Source organism: Streptomyces cinnabarinus, assembly GCF_027270315.1.
Lineage (GTDB): Bacteria > Actinomycetota > Actinomycetes > Streptomycetales > Streptomycetaceae > Streptomyces > Streptomyces cinnabarinus.
Genome location: NZ_CP114413.1, coordinates 7489626 through 7513083 on the forward strand (window position 1 = coordinate 7489626; position 23458 = coordinate 7513083).

Annotated in this window: 18 protein-coding genes and 2 pseudogenes; 7 read left to right on the plus strand and 13 right to left on the minus strand. The window is 71.6% G+C overall.

All coding sequences use genetic code 11. The features are described 5' to 3' along the window. Positions 1-21 precede the first annotated feature (21 nt). The 8 genes and pseudogenes from STRCI_RS33780 to STRCI_RS33815 form a co-directional block, all read right to left on the minus strand. Entirely contained in the window at positions 22-1458 is a 1437-nt protein-coding gene (locus tag STRCI_RS33780; RefSeq protein ID WP_269662760.1) for a VWA domain-containing protein, read from the minus strand. Next, positions 1455-2852 (minus strand): hypothetical protein, encoded by a 1398-nt coding sequence (locus STRCI_RS33785; protein ID WP_269662761.1) that lies wholly within the window; start codon positions 2850-2852, stop codon positions 1455-1457. Before STRCI_RS33785 ends, STRCI_RS33780 begins: the two co-directional genes overlap by 4 nt. Then, positions 2852-3370 carry a hypothetical protein gene (locus STRCI_RS33790; RefSeq protein ID WP_269662762.1) on the minus strand — a complete coding sequence of 173 codons (519 nt, stop codon included), beginning with the start codon at positions 3368-3370 and terminating at the stop codon, positions 2852-2854. Before STRCI_RS33790 ends, STRCI_RS33785 begins: the two co-directional genes overlap by 1 nt. Before the next feature lie 96 nt (positions 3371-3466). Continuing rightward, entirely contained in the window at positions 3467-4219 is a 753-nt protein-coding gene (locus tag STRCI_RS33795; protein WP_269662763.1) for an IclR family transcriptional regulator, read from the minus strand. A gap of 40 nt (positions 4220-4259) precedes the next feature. After that, positions 4260-5108, minus strand: a complete 849-nt coding sequence (locus STRCI_RS33800; protein ID WP_269662764.1) for a hypothetical protein — start codon at positions 5106-5108, stop codon at positions 4260-4262. Further along, positions 5108-6782, minus strand: a pseudogene (locus STRCI_RS33805) (PHP domain-containing protein). Before STRCI_RS33805 ends, STRCI_RS33800 begins: the two are co-directional and overlap by 1 nt. A 34-nt stretch (positions 6783-6816) precedes the next feature. Then, entirely contained in the window at positions 6817-8655 is a 1839-nt protein-coding gene (locus tag STRCI_RS33810) for a LamG-like jellyroll fold domain-containing protein (RefSeq protein ID WP_269662765.1), read from the minus strand. Between the two features lie 115 nt (positions 8656-8770). Continuing rightward, positions 8771-9262 (minus strand): annotated as a pseudogene (locus STRCI_RS33815) (DUF4981 domain-containing protein); the annotation flags it as partial. Positions 9263-9353: 91 nt separating this feature from the next. Here STRCI_RS33815 and STRCI_RS33820 point away from each other — a divergent pair. From STRCI_RS33820 to STRCI_RS33835, 4 genes are all read left to right on the plus strand, one after another. Then, positions 9354-10694 (plus strand): 6-phospho-beta-glucosidase, encoded by a 1341-nt coding sequence (locus STRCI_RS33820; protein ID WP_269662766.1) that lies wholly within the window; start codon positions 9354-9356, stop codon positions 10692-10694. A gap of 68 nt (positions 10695-10762) precedes the next feature. Continuing rightward, positions 10763-13801, plus strand: a complete 3039-nt coding sequence (locus STRCI_RS33825; RefSeq protein ID WP_269662767.1) for an alpha-mannosidase — start codon at positions 10763-10765, stop codon at positions 13799-13801. 3 nt (positions 13802-13804) lie between these two features. Further along, positions 13805-15055 carry an alpha-L-fucosidase gene (locus STRCI_RS33830; protein ID WP_269662768.1) on the plus strand — a complete coding sequence of 417 codons (1251 nt, stop codon included), beginning with the start codon at positions 13805-13807 and terminating at the stop codon, positions 15053-15055. Between the two features lie 171 nt (positions 15056-15226). Next, on the plus strand, positions 15227-16108 hold the full coding sequence (locus tag STRCI_RS33835) for a sulfotransferase family protein (RefSeq protein WP_269662769.1): 882 nt from the start codon (positions 15227-15229) through the stop codon (positions 16106-16108). 25 nt (positions 16109-16133) lie between these two features. Here the strand turns inward: STRCI_RS33835 and STRCI_RS33840 are convergent, their stop codons facing one another. Both STRCI_RS33840 and STRCI_RS33845 read right to left on the minus strand, forming a co-directional pair. Then, positions 16134-17816, minus strand: coding sequence for a carbohydrate binding domain-containing protein (locus tag STRCI_RS33840; protein ID WP_269662770.1), 1683 nt, complete (start codon positions 17814-17816; stop codon positions 16134-16136). A 123-nt stretch (positions 17817-17939) separates the two neighbouring features. Further along, a complete protein-coding gene (locus STRCI_RS33845) occupies positions 17940-19067 on the minus strand; it encodes an ATP-grasp domain-containing protein (RefSeq protein WP_269662771.1) in 1128 nt (375 codons plus the stop codon). Positions 19068-19370: 303 nt separating this feature from the next. Between STRCI_RS33845 and STRCI_RS33850 the strand changes: the two genes are divergently transcribed. Continuing rightward, complete coding sequence (locus STRCI_RS33850) at positions 19371-20231, plus strand: metallophosphoesterase family protein (protein WP_269662772.1); 861 nt, start codon at positions 19371-19373, stop codon at positions 20229-20231. Beyond that, complete coding sequence (locus tag STRCI_RS33855) at positions 20228-20908, plus strand: 4'-phosphopantetheinyl transferase family protein (RefSeq protein ID WP_269662773.1); 681 nt, start codon at positions 20228-20230, stop codon at positions 20906-20908. The genes STRCI_RS33850 and STRCI_RS33855 overlap by 4 nt, the downstream gene beginning before the upstream one ends. 3 nt (positions 20909-20911) lie before the next feature. Here STRCI_RS33855 and STRCI_RS33860 read toward each other — a convergent pair whose 3' ends face one another. The 3 genes from STRCI_RS33860 to STRCI_RS33870 form a co-directional block, all read right to left on the minus strand. Then, positions 20912-21148, minus strand: coding sequence for a hypothetical protein (locus tag STRCI_RS33860; protein ID WP_269662774.1), 237 nt, complete (start codon positions 21146-21148; stop codon positions 20912-20914). A gap of 145 nt (positions 21149-21293) precedes the next feature. Beyond that, positions 21294-21824 (minus strand): toxin-antitoxin system, toxin component, encoded by a 531-nt coding sequence (locus STRCI_RS33865; protein WP_269664721.1) that lies wholly within the window; start codon positions 21822-21824, stop codon positions 21294-21296. A gap of 32 nt (positions 21825-21856) precedes the next feature. Then, positions 21857-22507 (minus strand): helix-turn-helix domain-containing protein, encoded by a 651-nt coding sequence (locus STRCI_RS33870; RefSeq protein WP_269662775.1) that lies wholly within the window; start codon positions 22505-22507, stop codon positions 21857-21859. Positions 22508-22731: 224 nt separating this feature from the next. Between STRCI_RS33870 and STRCI_RS33875 the strand changes: the two genes are divergently transcribed. Further along, entirely contained in the window at positions 22732-23403 is a 672-nt protein-coding gene (locus tag STRCI_RS33875; RefSeq protein WP_269662776.1) for an MmyB family transcriptional regulator, read from the plus strand. Positions 23404-23458 lie beyond the last annotated feature (55 nt).

Here is a 23458-nt window from a genome sequence, read left to right on the forward strand (position 1 = left end):
GGGGCGGACATGGCCCCGTGATCAGGTGAGGAACGACTTGAGCTCGTGCACGAGCTTCTTGATGTGGCCGGAGATCACCGGCGTGCCGAGGTCCTTGAACTTCTCCCGGAACCACGGGTTGACGCTGCCGCGCCCGGAGCTGGTCACCGAGCCCACCGGGATGAACTTCGCCCCCGAGCGGTGGACGGCGGCCATGCTCTCGAACAGCTCGGTGTGGTGCCACTCGTAGAAGTCGGAGATCCACACCACGACGGTGTTGCGCGGCTCGGCGATCTTCGGCTGGGCGAGCGCCATCGCGACGGTGCCGTCCGTGCCGCCGCCGAGCTGGGTCCGCAGCAGCGTCTCGAACGGGTCGTGCGCCCAGGGTGTGAGGTCCAGCGCCTGGGTGTCGTAGGCGATCAGGTGGACGTCGACCTTCGGCAGCCCGGCGAAGATGGACGCCAGGATGGTGCAGTTGACCATCGAGTCGACCATCGAACCCGACTGGTCGACGACGACGATCAGCCGCTGGGGCGTGGTCTTGCGGCTGGTGTGCCGGTAATAGAGGCGGTCGACGTAGAGCCGCTCCTCCTCCGGGCTCCAGTTGGTGAGGTTCTTCCAGATGGTGCGGTCGAGGTCGAGATTGCGGTACACCCGCTTGGGCGGCACGGACCGGTCGAGCTCACCGACCGAGGCCTTCTCCACCTGGGTGCGCAGCACTTCGGTGACCTCGTCGACGTAACGCCGGATCAGCCGCTTGGCGTTGGCCAGCGCGACACCCGAGAGGTTGTCCTTGTCGCGCAGCAGCTGCTCGATCAGGGACATGCTCGGCGTCAGCCGGGAGGCCAGCGCCGGGTCGGCCAGCACCTCGCGCAGATGCATCCGCTTGACCAGGGAGCCCTCGATGGAGCCCAGCTCCGGGCCGATCTCGGGGATGAGCCGGCTGAGGTCGGGCGTGCCGCCGCCCAGGCCGGTACCGGTCGGGCTGACACCCCCGCCGCCGCTCATGCCGCCCCCGACACCGACCCCGCCGCCCCGGCCGCCGCGCAGGTCGCCCGGCTTGCAGCCGAGCGCCCGCTCCAGCCAGCCCGCGTCGGACTGCCAGCGCGCCAACTGCTCGGCGGTGACGGTGCCCGAGCCGGTGCTGAAGACGTTCAGCAGCACCTTCGACACCAGTGCCGCGCGCCGCACCTCGGCGGCCCGGTCGCGCTCCCCGTCCTCGTCGGGTCCCGGCGTCATCAGACCGTCGAACTCGGCGGCCAGCTCCGGGTGCCGCTGCACCACGGACTCCACCGACGCCCCAGGGTCGAGGAGCGCGGGAGGCAGGCCGATGTCCTCCACGACGGCCACACTGGCCGACTCCAGGCTCGCCTGCTCCTCGGGGTCGAAGAGCCGGGCCAGCAGCCGCCAGTACAGCACCTGCCGCCGGTTCTCGTCCGGAACGGGTTCCGGGTTCTCCTGCACGGTTGGCTCGCTCATTTCCGCAGCAGCCTCCCCGCCCGCTCCCGCAGCACCGTCACCGCGTCGGTGGCGGCCTTCTCGGCCCGCACCCCGGCCTTGTCGGCCGTACCCCCGGCCCAGGCACCCGCGTGCACGGCCACGGTCTTCTTGCGCACCGTGCGCTCCACCGCGAGCGGCTGGAGGAGGAACTCCCCGGCGTCCCAGCGCAGCAGCCCGAAGCAGGCACCGGAACCGGCGACGGCGTCCGGGGTCAGCGGACCGGCGGCCGGAACCCGCGCGGTGTCGACGGCGAGCCGCTCCCCGGCGACCTGGAACGCCACCGACCCGTCGTCCTCCGCCGTGTCCACGGCGTACCCCTCCACCAGGACGGGCACGGCGATGCGGGCCGGATGCCGGTCCAGCGGCGCGGTCGCGCAGGCGACGGCCGCGGGCAGCGCCACCCGCGCGGTGGTGAAGACGTCGGCGGGCTCGCCCGACCTGGCGCGGCTGTCGTCCCATATCAGGTCGCCCTCGCCGGTGAGGGGCATCGCGTCGATCTCCATGACACGGCCCTCGCCGACCGCGGCCAGCAGCGACATGTGCGGCCGCAGCAGCTGCCACAGTCCCGCGCCGACGACGGTGTCGGGCTTCGGCGCGGACACCCCGGCCCGCACCAGCCGCGCCGGTCCACCGTCGGTGGGCTCGAACACCGCGTGCACCTGGGCCTGTACGGCGGTGGCGTGCTCCTGCACATCGACCCCGAGCGGCAGCAGCCGCCCGGTCGCCTGGGTGACGGTGGCGGTGCCGGTCGCTCCGGGCACCGTGAGCAGCATGGCCCGCGACCACAGATCGGCCCACCGCCGCACCGGAACCCGCTCCAGGCTCGCCCCCGGACAGGATGCGGCGAGTTCGGCGGCGAACCCGTCGAGCAGCGTGGCCAGTCGGCGCAGGGACAGCTCGGGCAGCATCGCGGAGACGACGGGCGCGGCCCCGCCGACCAGCTCGTGATCGATGCCCTGCCACCCGGCACGCGCCAGATCGCACAGCCAACTCCGGGCCGCCGCCAGCAGATTGACCGAAGGATCCGCATCCGCGACCGTACCCGCGGCCTCCTCCGTGCGAGTCCGTCCGACGGCCTCCTCGGCCCGCGCGACGAGGGCGTCGTGCACCGACCCCAGCAGCGCGGTGCGAGCGGCGGCGAGCGCGACGAAGTCGTCCTCACCCGCCGCACCGGCCGCAGTCCGCTCGGCCGCCTGCGCGAGCCGTGCGGACAGCGGCGACCCGGCGACGGCGTCGGCGAGCGCGGCCAGGCCGGCGGCGTGGGCGGGCGACGGGCGCAGCAGCCCGGCGACCAGCGCCTCGTCGAACCCGTCAACCGCGGCGAGGGCTTCGTCCAGACCGTCGACGGGACCGGTCAGCAGCTCCGTACGCATCAGGCGGCCCCGGTGGTCGGGAACCACTGCATCTCGGGCAACGGGGCGGTGCTGGGCGCCAGTTCGAGATAGGCCAGCTGCCGCAGGAACCGGCTGAACACCTGCGCCGCCGCCGAACTGCCGGCCTGCCCGGGGTGGGTGGAGGTCATGGCGTTGAGGACCGTGTTCGCGTCGGCCGAGTCACCGGCGACGTCGACCTTCAGATACCGTGCCACGCGCTCCACGCCGTACTGGAGCACGGCCTCACCGACGAGCGCTCGGATGTGATTGCAGAACCACCCGCGCGCCCCGCCGCAGGGCCGGTTGTTGTTGGTGCTGCAAGCGAACGCGTACGACCCCGCCGCGACCGACGACACATAGACCCGCCCGATGTCCGACCCACTGGACACCACCCCCTGCAACCGTCCGTCCGCCAGCTCCACGAACGGCACCTTGGCGAGCTTCCGCGGTCGGGCGGGCGGCACCACCCGCGCCGTGCTCGACTTCTCCCAGACCGACAACACACCACTCCCATGCATGCCAAAGGGGACGTCCTCGCCAGACCGGCGGGACATCCAGAAACCTACTGGGAGCCACTGACATCGCCGTCCGGAACGACGGCACGGACCGGTAGGTCAGGCTTCCTCCGGCCGCCAGCCCAGGGCGCGCGAGATCCCCCGCGCCGCGATCCGCACGGCCGGGGCCAGCACCGGGACCTGGGCGTCGGCCTCGGGCACCACCACCGACACGGCCGCGACCACCGCGCCACCGGGACCCCGCACCGCGGCGGCCACCGACAGGGCGTCGTCGGTGACCTGACGACTGCTCACCGCCACCCCCGTGCGCCGCACCTCGGCCAGCTCCCGGCGCAGCCGCTCGGGACGGGTGATGGTGTACGGCGTGAAGGCGGCCAAGGGACCCGCGCAGTACTCCTCCTGCCGGGCGGGCTCGTCATGGGCCAGCAACGCCAGGCCCACCCCGGTGGCGTGCAGGGGCCAACGCGCACCGACCCGGATGTGCACGCCCACCGCCGAACGGCCCGACAGCCACTCGATGTAGACGACCTCCCCGCCGTCCCGCACCGCCAACTGCACGTTCTCATGGGTCGCTTCGTACAGGTCCTCCAGATACGGCAGCGCCACCTGCCGCAGCGCCAGCCCGCGCGGTGCCAGCGCCGCCACCTCCCACAGCCTGAGCCCCACGTGATAGACGCCGTCAGGGTCCCGCTCCAGGGCGCCCCACTCGGTGAGGGCGCCCACCAGCCGGTGCGCGGTGGTCAGACTCAGCCCGGCCCGCCGGCTGATGTCCGTCAGGCTCAGGGCCGGGTGCTCGTGGTCGAAGGCGGCGAGCACGGACAACAGCCGGTCGGGCGCGGAACGAGGCGTCATGGCCGTCGGTGACACCTCCCAGCGGCCGGTGTTCGGCGGATCAATCGGTGGTCTGCCGGTACGAGTACACGCTCGTCGACACCGCGCACACCCCGGGCTGGATCACCTGGGCGCGCAGGGTGCCGCTCTTCGCGTCGTAGTCCACGCCCTCCGTCTCGAAGGTGCCCGTGCACAGGCTGCGCTGCGGCAGGGCGAACAGGGACTTCACCGCACCGGTGATCGGCTGGCCGTCCAGCTTGCGGGGCAGGTCGACCTGGAGGAGCGGGCGGATCTCCGGGAAGAGCGAGCCGGTCGCGTCGTTGGCGGCGCACACCAGGCGGGTGTCCGTGACGAAGTCACAGCCCTGGATGTCCCGGACCGGCTTGTCCAGGGTGATCTGCCAGGCCTCCTTCAGCTCCCCGCCGGCCGGCGGGGTGGACGGGTTGAGCAGCGGGGTGGGGAAGACCTGGAGGCGGTTCTGGTCGCCCCACTCGCCCGACACCATCCACTGCCTGTCCGGCGAGACGGTCACGAAGGAGTTGTTCAGCTTCTCGCCCGGGTTGAGCCGGTGCACGTACTCGTGGCGCTTCCCGGCCGGAGTGGTCACCGCGAACATCTTGGAGGTGGCCGTGTCCGGGCCCTGGTAGGCGTCGAAGACATGGCCCTCGGCGATGTCCGGGTCGCCGACGTGGTTCCAGCCCTTGATCCGCAGCGACAGGGGTATGTCGATGAGCCCCCGGTACAGCAGCGAACCGTCGGCCCGGCTGGCCAGCCCCTGGCCGCCGCCCAGGGAGTCGGTGTACGCCGTGCCGATCTCCTCCCAGCGCGGGTCACCGGCCGCCGAGGCCGTACCGACACCGAGCGCGAACGCACCGAACAGCGCTGCCAGACAGGTCAGTTGACGCTTCATCAGGCACCCTTCACATCGACGAACACGGGGTTGGAATAGAACCACGTATCGGCCCACGGGTCACCGTTGCCGGGCTCGTGGACGACCGGTCCGTGCGGGTCCACCGCCGCGCCGAGGTACCCGGCGCCGTGCCGGTTGCCGTCGCTGCCGCGCAGCCGGACGTAGAAGGACTCGTCCCCGGCGACCAGCGGGACGCGCAGGGTGTACGTCCCCTTGCGACCGCTGACATCGCTGGTGTGGACGACCTTGGTGTCGGGCGCCCGCCAGCCGTCCCGGTCGGCGGCGGGGCCGCGCACCGCGCCCCGGACGACGTCCACATGCGCCAACTCGGGCAGGATTCCCCGCGGGTTGGGGCGGGAGGCGCTGGTCACCGTGATGCTGAGGGTGAGCCGCTCGCCCTTGCGGACGCGGAGCCTGCCGCCCAGGGTGACGCCCCGGCCGTGGTCGCGGTCCCGCTTCAGCCGGACCTCCAGACCGTCCAGCAGATGCCCGTGGTCCAGCCAGATCCGGCCCGCGCGCAGGCCCGCCATCACCGAGCGGTAGCCGATGGGGGCACCGCCCACACCGTTCAGGTAGTGGGGGAGGGTCACGCCGACGTGGGTGCGGGAGGACTGGCCCGGCCAGAAGTCGCTGCCGGGCTGCGGGGTGTCGGTGTTCACCGGGTCGGGCAGCCGGCCGGTGTTGTCGAAGTTCTGCCCCGGCGGCCATTCGCCGTTCTTCCAGGTGTCGAAGACGATCCGGTGGGCGTCGGAGTTGGTGGTGATCGAGAACAGGCGGCCCTCCGCCAGTATCGCGTCCCACAGCCCGCCGACGGTCGCCGTCGCCCAGTCGAAACCGCCGTAGGTGCGGTACGCGTCCGCCGGATACCCCGGCCAGGACTGCGCCGACGGCGCGTTCTCGTACTCACCGCGGATGCTGCCGCGCCGGCCGGGGAGCGCGGCACCCTGGGCGCCGGGCGCGCCCTTCATGCCGATCATGATCTCGGGGGCCGCGTCCCGCCAGCCCCGCAACTCGTGCGGGGAGCCGATGCCCAGACGCATGGGGTGGTTGGCGAGGACGAGGACGTCGTCGACGTATCCGGTGCGGCGCTGCTCGGCCAGCCACTGGATCGCCTTGACGGCGTGCGCCTCGTTGCGGGCCGTGTCCGCGGCGCCGACGGCGCCCTCGGTGTACCCGAGCAGCTTGCCGTCGTAGAGGCTCTCGAACCGGGTGAGCAGATCGACCTCGTGGCGGCCGGGGGCGGCGAAGACCGTGCAGTGCTCGGCGGCCGGGATGTACCACTCCAGACCCTGGAAGATCAGCTGGCGCGGGTTCTCGGCGCGGGCCCTGAGGATCTCCTGGTGCTCCAGCGGGGCGCCGTACTTCGCGTGCCCGAAGTTGGAGTGCTCGGTGAACACCATCCAGTCCAGGCCGTACTCCGCGCCCGCGGCGGCCAGTTGGGAGAAGGTGTACTTGGCGTCATGGCTGTACACGGTGTGGATGTGGTGGTCGCCGACGAGGTAGGCGAGCCGCGGGTCGTCGCCGCCGAGGGAGTGCGCCGAGGCCGTCGTGGGCACGGCGGCCCCGAAGGCGAACGCGGCGCCGAACAGCCCCGCGCCGGGACAGGCCCTGCGGGTCGAGCGCCTCGGCGGAGACGAACGGGTCGGCCTGGACGGGCAGCTGCTGATCGTTCACGGAAGGTCCCTTTTGTTGCAGAGATGCCGGGAGGTCAGTGGTTCATGAACGACGTGACGGGCAGCGCCCGTCCGACGATCCGGACGTCACCGAGACGGCCGTGGAGGATCTGGTCGATCCGGCCGCCGTACTCGTAGCCGCCGAGCAGCCAGGGGAGGCCGACCGTGGTGAGCCCGACGGCGGGGGCGTGCGGGTTGCGGGCGACCGGGCAGCCCTGGACGTACATCGTGGTGCGGCTGCCGTCGTTGACGACGGCGACGTGCCACCAGCGCTCACGGGCCGTCTCGTCACCCCAGTTGGTGGCGATGCCCTGCTGGTTGAGCGGGCGGGCAGCCCACTGCGGGCCGGGTCCGTCGGAGAGCGAGAGGGTGGCGAGCGGCTCGTCGGGGTCGCCCTCGGTCTTCCCGGCCGCCCCGCCGGTGCCGGTACGACTGACCAGTCCGGCCCACGCGTTGCGCGCCGCGGTCCAGCCGGCGGGCAGCCAGTAGAACGCCTCGATGGTGTAACCGGACCTGAAGGTCGTGGAGTTGAGGGGAGCGCCGTCGACCGTGCGGAGGCAGGCGCCCGTCAGCGGGGGCTTGCCACCTCGGAAGTACAGGCTGCCGTGGCCCGGTTGGTCGGGGTGGTGGGCGGTGGACCAGGTCAGCGGGGCGTCGCCGACCCTGACCACCGTCAGGTCGTTGCCGTTCCCGGACAGGTCGCGGACCGTGCCCTCGACCGGTGCGCCCTCCTCGTGCCCGTCGAACCGCCAGTACGCGAGCGTCCCGCGCACCAGCATCCGGGACGCGGGCCGGGACGGGCGCTCGGGCACCGGCGCGAACCCGGCGAACCGCTCGGCGAAGTCGACGTCGACGGAGAAGCGGTCCGCGGCACCGGACAGCTCCATCTCCCGCCGTTCGAGCTCGTTGAGCCCCTTCGCCGCCCGGCCGAGGATCCACGGCGACAGCGTCTCGACGTCGATCGTGTTCCGGTCCAGGTCGAAGTGGTAGAGACGGATCATCGCCGCGCCGCCGAAGTAGCGGTTCTGGTAGTTCGTCAGATGCAGGTGGACGTCGTTCCCGGCGGCGTTCTTGCGGACGGCTCGGGCGGCGGGCCAGTAGTGGCCGTTGAGGGTGAGGAAGATCTGGTCGTGGTCCTTGACCAGCCTGTCCCACAGTTGCTGCCCGTAGGACGACAACGCGTCGTCCCCGTACACCAGTTCGTGGGTGGTGAGGATGACGGGCTTGGTGGGGTGCTGGGCGAGCACGTCCCTCGCCCAGGCGTAACCCTGCTCCGACAGCCGCCAGTCCAGGGCGAGGACGAGCCATTCGCGCCCGGCCGCCCTGAAGACGTGGAAGGTGTTGTAGCCGTCGGCGGAGGCCCCGCCGAAGGTCGGGTCGCCCCGGAAGCGGTCCGGGCCGAAGACGTCCAGGTACGGCGTCGCACCGCGCTGGTCGGTGGTCGAGGAACGGACGTCGTGGTTGCCCGCGAGCACGCTGTAGCCGACCCCGCGCCGGTCCAGCAGCTCGAACGCCTCGCCGATCGCCTCGCATTCGGCCCTGGCACCGTTCTCGGTCAGATCACCCAGGTGGGACAGGAAGACGACGTTGTCATCGCGTCCGTGCTCCAGCAGATAGCGCAACGACGCCTCGACCGGCGCCGCGTTGATGCTCGGCCCGTCGAAGAGGTACTGGGTATCGGGCATCACGGCGAGCGTGAAGCGACGGCTCTCGGTGTCGGGCCGCCGGCCACGCCCGACCGGGGCCGCCTCGGCGACGGCAGGGATCGTGACGGCGGTGGCCGCGGCGCCGATCAGCGCGGTGGCCCTGAGGAAGGTGCGGCGGCCGGCGTCAGCGCGGGCGGACTCCTGCCCAGGCTCGTGCGAGGTGCACACAGTGTCTCCGGTGAGAGGGAAGTCGGGTTCGGGGATCAGCGGGCGGCGTCGACGGGGACTGGGGCGGCGATCAACGAGCGGCGGTCGGCAGGGACTGGTTCAGCAGCGACCGGATCAGCAGGGAAAGGGGCAGCAGCCCTTCCGCGTCGACCTCGACGGGCGCCGCGCGCAGCCGCAGCCTGGGCGCGCACACCTCGGTGCCCCGCGGTCCCCACGGCTCGTCGTCCCTCGTCGTCACCCGGAGCGTCACCCAGACCTCGCCCGCGTCACGGGGGAGCGTGAACGGCAGCGGCACCGCGGCCGTCTCACCGGGCCGCAGATCGGGCAGCTCGGCCGGGGCGGTGAGCGTACGGCCGTCCGCGAGGGTCACCTCCCAGCGGGCGACGAGCCAGTGGAGGCCCCTGAAGCACCGGTGGTTCTGCACCACCAGGCCCTCGTGGCGGAACGATCGCAACAGCACCGGAGCGGTGATCTCCCGGTGCTCGAACACGCGTCTGCCGTCTGTCACGCGCCGCACGATTCCGTGGCCTCAGAACCACCGGATGAAGCCGTCCTGAAGACCCGGCGTTGACTCGATGGCGGCCCAGTGATCGGCGAGCGTGCCGTCGACCGCGCGGCGGGCAACCCGGGTGAGAGCCTGTAGGAGGCCAGGCGCCGACGCGATCGTGCCAGGAAAGACGCACAGGAAAGGTGCAGACGTGAAACTGACGATTCTGGGCGGCGGCGGATTCCGGGTGCCGCTCGTGTACGGGGCGCTGCTGACGGACCGCGGCGAAGGACGCGTGACCCGAGTCGTCCTGCACGACCTGGACCCCAGACGGCTCTCCGCCGTGACCCGGGTGCTGGCCGAGCAGGCCGCCGAGGTCCCCGACGCGCCCGCGGTCACCGCCACCACCGACCTCGACGAGGCCCTGCGCGGCGCCGACTTCGTCTTCTCCGCGATCCGCGTCGGCGGCCTGGAGGGGCGCGCGAACGACGAGCGGGTGGCGCTCGCCGAGGGCGTCCTCGGCCAGGAGACGGTCGGCGCCGGTGGCATCGCCTACGGACTGCGGACCGTCCCGGTCGCCGCGGACATCGCCCGGCGCGTGGCCCGGCTCGCGCCGGACGCCTGGGTCATCAACTTCACCAACCCCGCGGGCCTGGTCACCGAGGCCATGTCCCGCCACCTGGGCGACCGCGTCATCGGCATCTGCGACTCACCGGTCGGCCTCGGCCGCCGTATCGCCCGCGTGCTCGGGGTGAAGAACCCGGCCGAGGCGTGGATCGACTACGTCGGCCTCAACCACCTCGGCTGGGTACGCGGCCTGCGCGTCGCCGGCCGCGACGAACTCCCGCGGCTGCTCGCCGACCCCGCCCTGCTCGGCTCCTTCGAGGAGGGCAAGCTCTTCGGCACCGAGTGGCTGCGCTCCCTCGGCGCGATCCCCAACGAGTACCTGCACTACTACTACTTCAACCGCGAGACGGTCCGCGCCTACCAGGAGGCCGAGCAGACCCGCGGCGCCTTCCTGCGCGACCAACAGGCCCGGTTCTACGACGAGATGGCCGACCCGACCGCGTCCGCCCTGCGCAGCTGGGACCGCACCCGCGCCGAGCGCGAGGCCACGTACATGGCGGAGAACCGGGAGACCGCGGGCGCCGGGGAACGCGACGCCGACGACCTCTCGGGCGGCTACGAGAAGGTCGCCCTCGCCCTGATGCGGGCCATCGCCCGCGACGAGCGCACCACCCTGATCCTCAACGTCCGCAACCGGCACACCCTGTCCGTCCTCGACGACGACGCCGTCATCGAGGTGCCGTGCCTCGTCGACGCCAACGGCGCCCACCCCGTCGCCGTCGACCCGCTCCCCGGCCATGCCACCGGACTCGTCTGCTCGGTCAAGGCCGTCGAGCGCGAAGTCCTCGCCGCCGCCGAGTCCGGCTCCCGGGCCACGGCGGTGAAGGCGTTCGCCCTGCACCCCCTGGTCGATTCGGTGAACGTCGCCCGCAAGCTGGTCAACGGCTACACCGAGGTGCATCCTGGCCTCGGCTATCTTGCGTAAGCGCTTTCTCCGCTCCATCCACTCCACCCGCTCCACCCGCCCGACCCGCTCGCCACCTGGAGACCCTCATGCACGACGAACGCCGGCGGATCGAAGAGCGTGTGGAGCGCCTGCACCACCAGCGGATCAGGCCCGCGCTGTACGCGGCCACCGTGCCCATGGCGGTCGAGTCCTGGCAGGCGCCCGGCGAGCCGGTCCCCTTCGAGGACGCGGCTGCCGCCTCCTACGCCCCCTTCGCGATGGACACCCCGTGGGGCCCGCCCTGGGGCACCACCTGGTTCCGGATGCGCGGAGAGGTGCCCGCCGAGTGGGCGGGCCGGCGCGTCGAGGCGGTCATCGACCTCGGCTTCGTCGGGGACTGGCCCGGCAACCAGGCGGAGGCCCTGGTCCATCTGACCGACGGGACCCCGCTGAAGGCGGTCAACCCGCTCAACCAGTACGTGCCGATCGCCAACCCCGCGACGGGCGGCGAGAGCGTCGACTACCTGGTCGAGGCGGCCTCCAACCCCGACATCCTGGCGAACGGCTTCGCGGGCCCCACCCCGCTGGGCGACGTCCGCACCGCGGGCGACACACCCCTCTACACCTTCAGGCGCGCCGACCTCGCCGTCCTCGACGAGGAGGTCTTCCACCTCGACCTCGATGTGCAGGTGCTGCGCGAACTGATGCGGGAGCTCGGCGACCACGACCCGCGCCGGCACGAGATCGCGCACGCCCTGGACCGGGCGATGGACCTCCTCGACCTGGACGACATCGCCGGCTCGGCCGCCGCGGTGCGCGAGGCCCTCCGCCCCGCGCTGGCCAAGCCCGCGCACGCCAGTGCCCACGTCATCTCCGGCGTCGGCCACGCCCATATCGACTCCGCCTGGCTGTGGCCCATCCGCGAGACCAAGCGCAAGACGTCGAGGACCTTCTCCAACGTCACCGCGCTCGCCGAGGAGTACGACGACTTCGTCTTCGCCTGCTCGCAGGCCCAGCAGTACGAGTGGGTGCGCGACCACTACCCCAAGGTGTGGGCGCGCATCCAGGAGTCGGTGAAGAAGGGGCAGTGGGCGCCGGTCGGCGGTATGTGGGTCGAGGCCGACGGCAACCTGCCCGGTGGCGAGGCCGTGGCCCGCCAGTTCATCCACGGCAAGCGGTTCTTCATCGAGCACTTCGGCATCGAGACCAAGGGCGTCTGGCTGCCGGACTCCTTCGGCTACAACGCCGCCTACCCGCAGCTCGCCAAGCTCGCCGGGAACGAGTGGTTCCTGACCCAGAAGATCTCCTGGAACCAGACCAACAAGTTCCCCCACCACACCTTCTGGTGGGAGGGCATCGACGGCACCCGCATCTTCACCCACTTCCCGCCCATCGACACCTACAACGCCCGCTTCAGCGGCGAGGAGATGTCCCGAGCGGTCCGCAACTACGCCGAGAAGGGCGGCGCCACCCGCTCGCTGGCCCCCTTCGGCTGGGGGGACGGCGGTGGCGGACCCACCCGCGAGATCATGGAGCGGGCGCGCAGGCTGGCCGACTTGGAGGGCTCCCCGAAGGTCGTCGTGGAACACCCGGACGACTTCTTCGCCAAGGCCCGCGAGGAGTACCCGGACGCCCCCGTCTGGGTCGGCGAGCTCTACCTGGAGCTGCACCGCGCCACCTACACCACCCAGGCCCGCACCAAGCAGGGCAACCGGCGCAGCGAACACAGGCTACGTGAGGCGGAGTTGTGGGCGACGACGGCCGCGCTGCACGCGCCGGGCTACGCGTACCCGTACGAGAAGCTGGACCGTCTCTGGAAGACGGTGCTGCTGCACCAGTTCCACGACATCCTGCCGGGCTCCTCCATCGCCTGGGTGCACCGCGAGGCGGAGGCCGAATACGCCCGGGTGGCGGGGGAGTTGGAGGCCCTGACCAGCGAGGCGCTCCGGGCGCTCGGCGCGGGGGAGACCCGGGCCCTGAACACCAGCCCCTTCGAGCGCCGCGAGGTGGTGCGCGGCCGGGACGGCGGCCCCCGGTTCGTCCGCGTGCCCGCGAGCGGCAGCGCCCCGCTCGCGAACGCCTCACCCGGCCACCCCGTCACCGTCGAGGACCGCGCCCTCGACAACGGCCTCGTCCGCGTCGAGCTGGCCGAGGACGGCACCCTGTCCTCCGTCCACGACCACCGCGCCCACCGCGAAGTCCTCGCCGGCCAGGGCAACTTGCTCCGCCTCCACACCGACCTGCCCAACTGCTGGGACGCCTGGGACGTGGACAAGCACTACCGCAACCGCTACACGGACCTGCTGGACGCTGCGGAGATCACCGTCGTCGACCGGGACCCCCTGCTGGGCTCGATCCGGGTCGTGCGCTCCTTCGGCAACGGCTCGAGGATCACCCAGACCGTCACCCTGCGCGCCGACAGCCCCCGGATCGACTTCGAGACCGAGATCGACTGGCACGAGACGGAGAAGTTCCTCAAGGCGGGCTTCCCGGTCGACATCCGCGCTCCGCACTCCTCCGCCGAGATCCAGTTCGGCCATGTCCAGCGGCCCACGCACACGAACACCACGTGGGAGGCGGCCCGTTTCGAGGTCTCCGGCCACCGCTGGGTGCACCTCGGCGAACCCGGCTACGGCGTCGCCGTCCTCAATGACTCCACCTACGGCCACGACGTCTCCCGCACGGTCCGCGAGGACGGCGGTACGACCACCACGGTCCGGCTCAGCCTGGTCCGCGCCCCGCGCGTCCCCGACCCCGAGGCCGACCAGGGACAGCACCGGTTCACCTACTCCCTGCTCCCCGGCGCCACCATCGAGGACGCGGTCGCCGAGGGCTACGCCCTCAACCTGCCGCTGCGGCTGGCGGACACGGCGGCGGCCGAGCCCGTGATCTCCGTGACCGGCGAGGGCGTCACCGTCGAGGCGGTCAAGCTCGCCGACGACCGCTCCGGCGATGTCGTCGTACGCCTCTACGAGTCCCGCGGCGGCCGCGCCCAGGGCACCCTGCGCACCGACTTCCCCCTGACCGGCGCCCACATCACGGATCTGCTCGAACGCCCCCTGTCCGAGGCGAGGATGACCGACGGCACCGTGGCCATCGAACTGCGCCCGTTCCAGATCCTGACCCTCCGCCTGGCGAGGAGCTAGCCCGTGCCGATACAGCCCTGGTTCACCGACGCCAAACTGGGGATCTTCGTCCACTGGGGCGTCTACGCCGTGGACGGTGTCGCGGAGTCCTGGTCGTTCTACGACGGCCGGGTGCCCTACGACCGGTACCTGTCCCAGCTCGACCGCTTCACCGCCGCCCGGTACGACCCGCGGGCGTGGGCACGGCTCTTCGCCCGCGCCGGTGCCCGGTATGCGGTGCTCACCAGCCGGCATCACGACGGAGTCGCCCTGTGGGACTCCGCCCACGGCGGCCTGAACGTGGGACGCGACCTGATCGGCGGGTACGCGGACGCGCTGCGCGAGGAGGGCCTGAAGGTCGGCCTGTACTACTCGCACTCCGACTGGAGCCACCCCGACTACGCCTCCACCCGTAAGCCCGGCCGCCCGCCGGAGCAGGAGGACAACCGCTACTCGGAGGCCGCCGCGGAGTCCGAGGACCTCGACGCCTGGGAGCGTTACCTCGCCTACCGGGACGGACAGATCCGCGAGCTCACCTCCCGCTACCGGCCCGACCTGCTGTGGTTCGACGGGGAGTGGGAGCGCAGTGCGGAACAGTGGCGGATCCCCGAACTGGCCGCCCTGATCCGCTCCGAGGTGCCCGATGTCGTCCTCAACGCCCGCATGCCGGGCGAGGGTGACTACGCGACCCCCGAGCAGGGCGCCCCGGTGATCCCGCCGGAGGGCCCCTGGGAGCTGTGCCTGACCATCAACGACTCCTGGGGCTTTCAGCACCACGACCACCACTACAAGTCCCTCGGCCAGCTGGTGCGCTACTTCACCGAGACGATCGGCGGGGGCGGCAACCTCCTCCTCGACGTCGGCCCCCGCGAGGACGGCACCATCCCCGCCGAACAGACCGAGCGTCTTGAGGGCCTCGGCGACTGGATCGCCCGGCACCCGGACGCCGTGTACGGCACCGGGCGCGGGCTGCCCGCCGGGCACCACCACGGTCCCAGCACCCTCTCCGCCGACCGGCGCACCCTGTATCTGACCCTGTTCGACGCGCCGCGCGCCGAGACCGGTGTGCGCGGCCTGGTCAGCAAGGCGCGCCGGGTCACCGTCCTCGGCACCGGCCGGGAACTGCCCCACCAAGTCATCGGCGGGCTGCACGAGACACCGGGCGTGCTGTGGATCGACCCGCCCGCCGCGGCGGACCTCGACCCGCACGCGACGGTCCTCGCCGTCGAACTGGACGGGGAACTGGAGCTGTACCGGGGGGCCGGACGGTCCTGAGCGCGCAGCGGTTGTCCCGGAAACTCCCATGAAGTTTTAAGGGAGCGTAAAGCGCCAGGTCACACCCGGAATCAGGCCCTCCGCGGCGCTGACGCTTTGCCTTCCGGACACCTGGAGTTCGCCTGTTGCCTCTGGGATGCGGAGGCACAAGGGGAAGAGAAAGGTGTGACGGTGCGAGACACGCGCAAGTCGGTGATCGGCAAGGGGCTCAGGCGTCGGGGCAGGCTGATGATCCAGGCGGTGAGCCCGCCGCGCCGCACCCTGAACGCCATCCCGGCCCCCCGGACCGAGGCCGAAACCAAGCAGCCCGCCTACGTCGCCCCGCGCGCCCCGCGCCTGGTCGACTCCCCGGTGTTCGTGCTCTCCTCGGTGCGCTCCGGCTCCACGCTGCTGCGGGTGCTGCTCAACAGCCACAGCCGGATCCGCGCCCCGCACGAGATGCATCTGCGCACCGTCCACGTCCAGCTGACCCGCGGCTTCACCCCGGACGCGATGAAGGCGCTGGAGCTGGACAAGACCGAGCTGGAACACCTGCTGTGGGACCGGGTGATGCACCTGGAGCTCACCCGCAGCGGCAAGGACGTCATCGTCGACAAGACCCCGCCGAACACCCTCATCTGGCCCCGGCTGCACCGATGTTGGCCCGAGGCCCGGTACATCCTGCTGCTGCGTCACCCGGGCGCGATCATCGCCTCCCTCACCGAGCGCCGCAAGGACCCCGACCACGCGGAGATCCTCGCGGAGGTGCTCAACTACTCCGAGAAGCTGGAGGAGGCCCGGCAGACCCTGAACGTCCATGTGGTGACGTACGAGGAGCTGACCGCGGAGCCGGAGCGGGCCACCCGTGCCCTGTGCGAGTACCTCGGCGTCGAGTGGGAGAGCGGCATGCTCGACTACGGCAGCAAGGACCACGGCAGGTTCCGCCCGCAGCTCGGCGACTGGAGCAGCACCATCAAGTCGGGCCGCATCCAGGCCGCCCGCACGGCCGACCCCTCGGTCGAACTGCCGCCGCGGCTGAGGGAGATCGCGATGGCGTGGGGGTACGAGGCATAACCCCGTACCCCCACGCGGGTGCACGTCAGCCGGTGAAGCCGGCCGTGATCGACGTGAACTGCCAGTTGCTCTGGCTGATGCCGGAGCAGTTGCTCACCACTCCCCCGCCGGGGCACGGCCGGTCACGGTTGACCGACCAGAAGGCGAGCCGCGCGATGTGGTGGGAGTTCGCCCAGTCCCGGATCTGCGTCCAGGTGCCCGGCGAGGTGAGCTCCTGCTGGTCGCTCAGCCCGTTCATGCCGGAGATCCCGATGTGGGCGTAGGCGGTCGCGTCGTTCCACCCGAAGGCGGACTTCAGCTTGTTCTTCAGCCCCTCGGTCGCGTTCACGGTGTTGCCGTACATGTCCGCGCCGCCACCGAAGTCGAACGGCATGATCGTGAACACGTCGATATTGGCGTTCAGCGCCTTGGCCTGGTCGATGAGCCGGTTGCCCCAGTAGGTCGGGCCGGTGGTCGAGGTGCCGAAGGTGATGATCGTGCGCAGGCCCGGGTTGTTGGCCTTGACGATCCTCAGGGCGTTGAGGACGCGGTCCTGCACGACCGCGTTCTCGAATTCGTCGGTGTTCTCGATGTCGACGTCGATGGCCTTGAGACCGTAGGCGTCGATCACCCGCTGGTAGGCACCGGCCAGCGCCTCCGCGGTGGAGCAGTTCGGCCCGAGCTTGTTGCCGCTCCAGCCGCCGATGGAGGGCACGATGTCACCGCCCGCCGAACGGATCGAGTTGATGACGGCCTGGTCGTTGCCGCCGGTCAGTGGACGGTTGCCGTCCCAGGCCGGGTTGCAGCCGCCGGAGGAGAGGATGAACGCCATCGTGTACCACTTGATGCCGGTCGCGCTCATCACCGAGGTCGCGCTCGGCGGGTCGCCCCAGCCCAGGTACAGATAGGGCGCGGCCTGCTTGAATCCGCCGGGGTCGCCACCGCCCGGATCCGTGGTCACGGACACCGCGTTGGAGGCGGGCGAGGTGTTCCCGGCGGCGTCCCGGGCCCGCACGGTGAAGGTGTGGGCGGTGCTGGGGGAGAGCCCGCTCACCGTGGCGCTCGTACCGGACACGCTGAGCACCTGGTTCGAGCCGCTGTAGATGTCGTACGAGGTGACACCCACGTTGTCGGTGGAGGCGTTCCACGCCAGCGAGACGCTGGAGGAGGTCTTGCCGGTGGAGCGCAGGTTGCCGGGCGCGGTGGGCGCCTGGGTGTCCGAGCCGCCGCCCGGACCGTCGAGGCTGATGTCGTCGGCGTGATAGGTGCCCTGCGCGTACCAGCCGTGCGTGTAGACGGTGGCCGAGGTCTGCGCGGCGCCCGTCGTGAAGGACACGCTGAGCTTGCTGTACGCCGACGGCGAGCTGGTCCAGGTGGAGGCGCCGCCGTCCACACCGAGGTAGACATAGCTGCCGCGCACCCAGCCGCTGAGCGTGTAGGCGGTGTTCGGCTGGACCCGTACGGTCTGGCCGCACTTGGCGATGTCGCTCGAACTCACCGCGCCCTGAAGGGCCCTGGAACCGCCGTGCACGGGCGAGGAGACGACCGAGCCGAGGTTCCCGGTGCAGGACCAGGGGGAGAGGGCGCCGGACTCGAAGCCGGGGTTGGACAGGATGTTGGCCGCGTGGGCCGTGCCGGGCAGGGCGACCGCTCCGGTGAGCGCGAGGGCCGCCGAGCCGAGCAGAGCGAGAAGGCGACGTCTGGAACGTCCGAACAGTGAGGTGCGCACGCGAACTCCCTGAAGAGTGGGGATGGTTCGGGAGGTGGTGCAGAAGAGTGCGCAACCAAATTGGTATGGACCAACCGGCCTGTCAAGAACCTGTGCGGCAATTGGTCCATACCGGGTGGGTGACTAGAGCGGCAACGCCTGACCCGCCCTCGCCTCCAGGGAGTTGACGGGCGCGGGCACGGCGGGCAGCGCCTGCTGGGGCTCCTCCAGCCGCTGTTGGGGCAGGGACACGCCACGTAGCGGCCGAGGCCCCGAGACGACCGTGTAGTCCTGGCCGAGGAACGGCGGAGCGATCTCGCCCGGGTCCTCGCCGAGCGCCAACTGCACAGCCGCCCAAGGCGCGTTGACCCCGCACAGTGACAGCTGGTGCAGCCCGCCCGCCGGCCGCGTGTTGACGTCCATCAGCACCGGCCGGTCCCCGAACATCCGGAACTGGATGTTGGAGAGGTAGTGCAGCCCGAAGCCCTCGGCGATGGCCCGCGCGGGCTCCAGCCACTGCTCGTGCAGGGTGAAACCACGTCGGCGGCCGTTCTTGGTGCGGCCCACCGCCATCCGGATCCGGTTGTCCGGGCCGGTCAGACAGTCCACCGACACCTCCGGCTGCTCCAGCCGCGGCATGACCAGCCAGTCGACCTCCTCCTCGGACTGCGCCAGCGCGTCCAGGACCAGGTCAAGCGGCACATACGGGCTCGGGAAGCCGGTCAGGTGCATCATCGAGAAGGGCGCGCGCGTGATCACGCGGAAGCCCACTCCGCCGGCCCCGGACGCGGGCTTGAAGCACGCCTTGTGGCCGCCCGCCTCCAGCTCCTCCACCGCGGCGACCAGTTCCTCGGCGCCCCGCACCCGCCACCACGGCGGCACCGGCACCCCGATCGCCTGGACCGCCTCGTAGGCGATCACCTTGTCGTGGAAGACGGCGACGGCCTCCGGCGGCGGCGCCAGCAGCGCGGTGCCGGCCGCCTCGAACTCCGCGCGGTGGGCGACCACCGCCGACTGGTGCAGCCGCGGCACGAACACATCGATGCCCCGCCGGACGCACTGGTCGAGGGCGTACTCCACATACCCGGCCGGGGACAGGCCCTCCGGCTCCAGATCGGCGGTGTCGGCGGCGGCCAGCACGGGTGAGTCGGCGTCCCCGTGCGTCGCATGGATCTCCACCGCGCGATCGCTGGGATTTCGGCGGAGCTGATCCATGAAGAACACGTTCTCCGCGTACGTGCGGTTGAGCCAGACGCGTACGCGAGAGACCATTCAGGCCGCCTTTCACGGTTCGCGGGCACGGCGAAGCAGGCCGTGCCCGGCCAGGGAGGTTGGAGGTACACCAAACCGCCCCGTGCGAAGGGAAGTTCATGGCGGTGGTGTTGGGGCGATCATACGGCTTGCCGGAGGCCCCGCGTGCAACATGCGTGTTACGGATTCCCCGATCCTGCCCGGGTGGATCAAGGGACCCCGTAGTCGCGCCGCGACACGACAGGCCGTGGGCGCGAACCCGCCTTGTCCCAGAACCGCGAATGTGTTCTCGTGGTGCTTTCCACGTGACGAGGGGGACGAGACGTGGCGTTATCGGCCGGGGGTGCCGGACAGCTGTTGGCCATCAGTGACCTGCACATCGGCTACGAGGAGAACCGCGCGCTGGTCGACAAGATGCGGCCGGAGACCGACGACGACTGGCTGGTGGTCGCCGGCGACGTCGCGGAGACCGTGGCTGACATCCGATGGGCCCTGCAAACGCTTTCCGGACGCTTCAGCAAGGTCATCTGGGCCCCGGGCAACCATGAGCTGTGGACCCACCCGAAGGACGCCGTCACCCTGCGTGGCGTCGCCCGCTACGAGTACCTGGTCACCCTGTGCCGGGAACTCGGCGTGACCACTCCCGAGGACCCCTACCCGGTCTGGGACGGCCCCGGCGGCCCCGTCGCCGTGGCCCCGCTCTTCCTGCTCTACGACTACACCTTCCTGCCGCAGGGCTGCGTGACCAAGGAGGAGGGGCTGCGGTACGCCCAGGGCACCGGCATCGTCTGCAACGACGAGTACCTGCTGCACCCCGATCCCTATCCGACCCGCGAGGCCTGGTGCCGGGCCCGGGTCGCGCAGACCGAGCGCCGCCTCGCCGCGCTCCCCGACGACCTGCCCACGGTCCTCGTCAACCACTACCCGCTGGACCGCCACCCGATGGAGGTCCTCTGGCACCCCGAATTCGCCATGTGGTGCGGCACCGAGCGGACCGCGGACTGGCACCGCAGGTTCCGGGTGGAGACCATGGTCTACGGCCACCTGCACATCCCGCGGACCACCTTCCACGACGGCGTCCGCTTCGAGGAGGTGTCGGTCGGCTACCCGCGCGAGTGGCGCAAGCGCCCGGATCCACCGGGTCGGCTGCGCCGCATACTGCCCAGGGAGGTCGGGGCCCCGTGATCGAGGAGCTGCTGCCGGACTCGGTGGTGACCGTGGAGGCGTACGGCGAGGAGGACGCCTCGCCCGCGGTCCTGTTCCCCGAGGAGGCGGCCGCGGTGGCGCGCGCGGTGGACAAGCGCCGCCGGGAGTTCGCCGCCGTACGGGTCTGCGCCCGCCGGGCCATGGAGAAGCTCGGCGTGCCCGCGCAGCCGCTGCTGCCCGGCGACCGGGGCGCTCCGCGCTGGCCGGACGGCCTGGCCGGCAGCATGACCCACTGCGACGGCTACTGCGCCGCCGCCCTGGTCCGCGCCGTCGACCTGGCCTCCCTCGGCATCGACGCCGAACCCGACGAACCGCTCCCCGACGGAGTGCTGGCGGCCGTGTCCCTGCCCGGTGAGGCCCAGCGGATCCGCCGGCTGACCCTGGACCACCCCGGGATCCACTGGGACCGCCTGCTGTTCAGCGCCAAGGAGTCCGTCTACAAGGCGTGGTTCCCCCTCACCGGACGGTGGCTGGACTTCTCCGAGGCCGACATCGACCTGCTCACCCACCCGGACGGCCGCCCCGGCGGCACGTTCACCGCCACCCTCCTGGTCCCCGGCCCCCTGGTCCGCGGCCGCCGCGTCGGCGTCTTCGAGGGCCGCTGGACCGTCGAGCGCGGCCTGGTCGCGACGGCCGTCACCGTGCCGTACACCTGAGCGTCACGGCTCCGGGCACCAGCTCTGCAGCAGCCGGAAGAACTCCTCCTCGTTGCCGGTGAGTCCCGCGTCCGCCAGTGCCCGCTCCACCTCGGCGAGCACCCCGGGCGGCACCACGGGTGGTCGTCCCTCACCGGGCGGGCCCCCGGCGACGTCGAAGGCGGCCCGCACGGTGTGCAGCAGCCGCAGATACGCCTGCACGGCGATGCGTTCGCGGTCGGTCAGTACGGCGGTGGGCATCGGTCGGCTCTCCCCGAAGTCGGCGTCGTCTTACCGCCCCGCACATCAGGGCGCACCACCAGCTTGCCGCCCACCACTGACAATCGGGTCCGGCCACTCGCCGGTTCGCCCACTCAGCGCAGCCCGGAGCGGGTGCGCGGGCCGCTCAGCCCTGCGGGCCTCGGTACCCCAGCGATGCCTCGATCCGGCCCGCCAGATGGTCCTTCTGGACCGGGCCGCGCAGCGACGAACCCGCCAGCCAGGTCCGGCACTTGCTGGCCAGCAGCAGCCCGAAGCTCTCCGCCTCCTGCTCGTCGGACAGATCGAAGCGGCTGCGCGCGGCCACCTGCCGTACCGTCGCCTCCAGCTGGGCGTGGTCCTGGAGCAGCCGGGCCGCCACCGCGACGCCGTCGACGTGATGACCGCTGTGCCCGGCCTGCATGTGCCACAGCTCGTGGCCGAGGATCACCAACTGGTGGTCGGGCGCGGTGCGTTCCTCGATGACGACGAGGTCCTGGTCGGCCATGTCGAGCCAGAGCCCGCTCGCGGTGTCGGCCGGGAAGGCGGCCATCCGGAACCGGACCGGGCGGCCACGGCGTCTGGCCATCGCCGCGCAGAGCGCGCCGTACAGGTCGGCCGGGCGCGCCGGAGCGGGAAGCTCCAGTTCGCCGACCAGTTCGCCGCACAGGCGGTGCATGTCCCTACGGATGCCCACAGTTCTCCCCCGGGTCACGACTCGGGCCGCTTGACGCTCTCCAGGAGCATGTCCAGCCATTCGGCGACCTTGTCGCGATGCTGGTCGGTGGGCAGTTGCGCGGCCCGCCAGGCGATCCCGCGCACGCCGTGGTCCTGCAGCAGCCGCTCCAGCGGGTCCTCGGCCGTCGCGGCCGTCTCCCGCTCGGCGAGCTGCTGGAGGAGCTCCTGTTCGGTGCGCTGGAGGGCGCCCGCGAGGGCCTCGGGGTCCTCGGCGGTGAGGAATCCCGCGTGCACCCGGAAGAAGCGCTGGATGGCGTCGCAGTGCTCCATCGTGGGGCGCCGGTCGCCGTTTATCAGGGCGCCCGCCTGCTGCCGTGACATGGCCGCGCCGTCGGCGATCTCCTGCTGGGTGTACTTGCGGCCGTTGGGCTTGAGCCGGGTACGGCGCAGCAGGTCCAGGCGTTGCAGAAAGCGGGCCTGGATGTCGGGCTCGCCCGCGCGGCGGCCGCTGAGCAGCGCCTTGACCACGGGCTCGGGAACACCGGAGGCGACGGAGAGCCTGCCGCTGTGGAAGACGTCGGCGTGTGGCACGTCCAGCCGGTCGGCGAGCGCGCTCACCCGAACCACGACGGCCGGCAGTGCCGCCGTCCCCGTGGCGCCCGGACCCTCGAAGCCACCCGTCACCGACAGAACTCCTACGTCTCTCACCATCTCTTCACCAGCGGTCGCGTGTGAACTTCCCGGAGAGTAGCGGGTGGTTCGAACTCGCATCCAGGTCTCGCCACAACTGTGGCCAATTTCAGCCGTCAACCGGCATGAAATGCCACGATAGTTGACACCGCTTGCGTCGGGGCAGCAGGATCGGGGCGCCGCGTCAAGGCCGCACAGGCAAGAGGGGTGACCTCCCGATGGCATATCAGGCAGGAGGGCAGCGGCCGGCACCGCGGCCCGTCCCCGAGAATCCCGAGGCCCAGGCCTACCTCCAGGACTACGCCACGCTCCTGGAAGCCGTGTCCTTCCCCTCCGTGGTGCTCGACCACCGCTGGGACGTCGTCCTGGCCAACACCGCTTTCGCGTCACTTTTCCGCGGCGTGGAGCCGCATCCCACGGCCATGCCCGGCGACAACTTCCTCCGGTTCGTGCTGTTCCACCCCGACGCCGGCACCGTCCTCGGCGACCACGAGTCCAGTTGGTGCCTGCCGATGCTGGCGAACTTCGCGGCCGCCGTGGAGCGGCACGGCCACGACCACGGACTCCAGGCCATCCGCAGGGACATCGCCCAGGACCCGATCATGGAGGCCGCCTACCGGCACGGCCTGCCGCTGTGGATCCGCACGGTCGGCGAACAGGCCCTCGCCCACGACGGCGCCGTACGGCCGCTGCTCCACCCGGACCCGCGCTGGGGTGCCACCGACTGCCGGATCGTCGACGAGACCCCCGGCATCCTGAAGGACATGGGCCACACCCGGATGACGCTGGTGCTGCGCGACCCGCGCCGCGCGACGCCCCCCTCGCGCCGGACCGGACGTCCGCGCCGCACGGCGGCCCACCTGAGCGTGGTGCCCGCCCCCGAGGTCTGACGGGCACCGTCGGCGTTCAGGTCGCCGACGGCGCCTGGTCAGAACCCGCTGACCC

Excerpts from the sequence above, each read along its gene's own strand:
- STRCI_RS33780 (WP_269662760.1), bottom strand. The coding sequence starts at position 1,458 with ATGAGCGAGCCAACCGTGCAGGAGAACCCGGAACCCGTTCCGGACGAG.
- STRCI_RS33785 (WP_269662761.1), bottom strand. The coding sequence starts at position 2,852 with ATGCGTACGGAGCTGCTGACCGGTCCCGTCGACGGTCTGGACGAAGCC.
- STRCI_RS33790 (WP_269662762.1), bottom strand. The coding sequence starts at position 3,370 with ATGCATGGGAGTGGTGTGTTGTCGGTCTGGGAGAAGTCGAGCACGGCG.
- STRCI_RS33795 (WP_269662763.1), bottom strand. The coding sequence starts at position 4,219 with ATGACGCCTCGTTCCGCGCCCGACCGGCTGTTGTCCGTGCTCGCCGCC.
- STRCI_RS33800 (WP_269662764.1), bottom strand. The coding sequence starts at position 5,108 with ATGAAGCGTCAACTGACCTGTCTGGCAGCGCTGTTCGGTGCGTTCGCG.
- STRCI_RS33825 (WP_269662767.1), top strand. The coding sequence starts at position 10,763 with ATGCACGACGAACGCCGGCGGATCGAAGAGCGTGTGGAGCGCCTGCAC.
- STRCI_RS33845 (WP_269662771.1), bottom strand. The coding sequence starts at position 19,067 with ATGGTCTCTCGCGTACGCGTCTGGCTCAACCGCACGTACGCGGAGAAC.
- STRCI_RS33860 (WP_269662774.1), bottom strand. The coding sequence starts at position 21,148 with ATGCCCACCGCCGTACTGACCGACCGCGAACGCATCGCCGTGCAGGCG.
- STRCI_RS33865 (WP_269664721.1), bottom strand. The coding sequence starts at position 21,824 with ATGCACCGCCTGTGCGGCGAACTGGTCGGCGAACTGGAGCTTCCCGCT.
- STRCI_RS33875 (WP_269662776.1), top strand. The coding sequence starts at position 22,732 with ATGGCATATCAGGCAGGAGGGCAGCGGCCGGCACCGCGGCCCGTCCCC.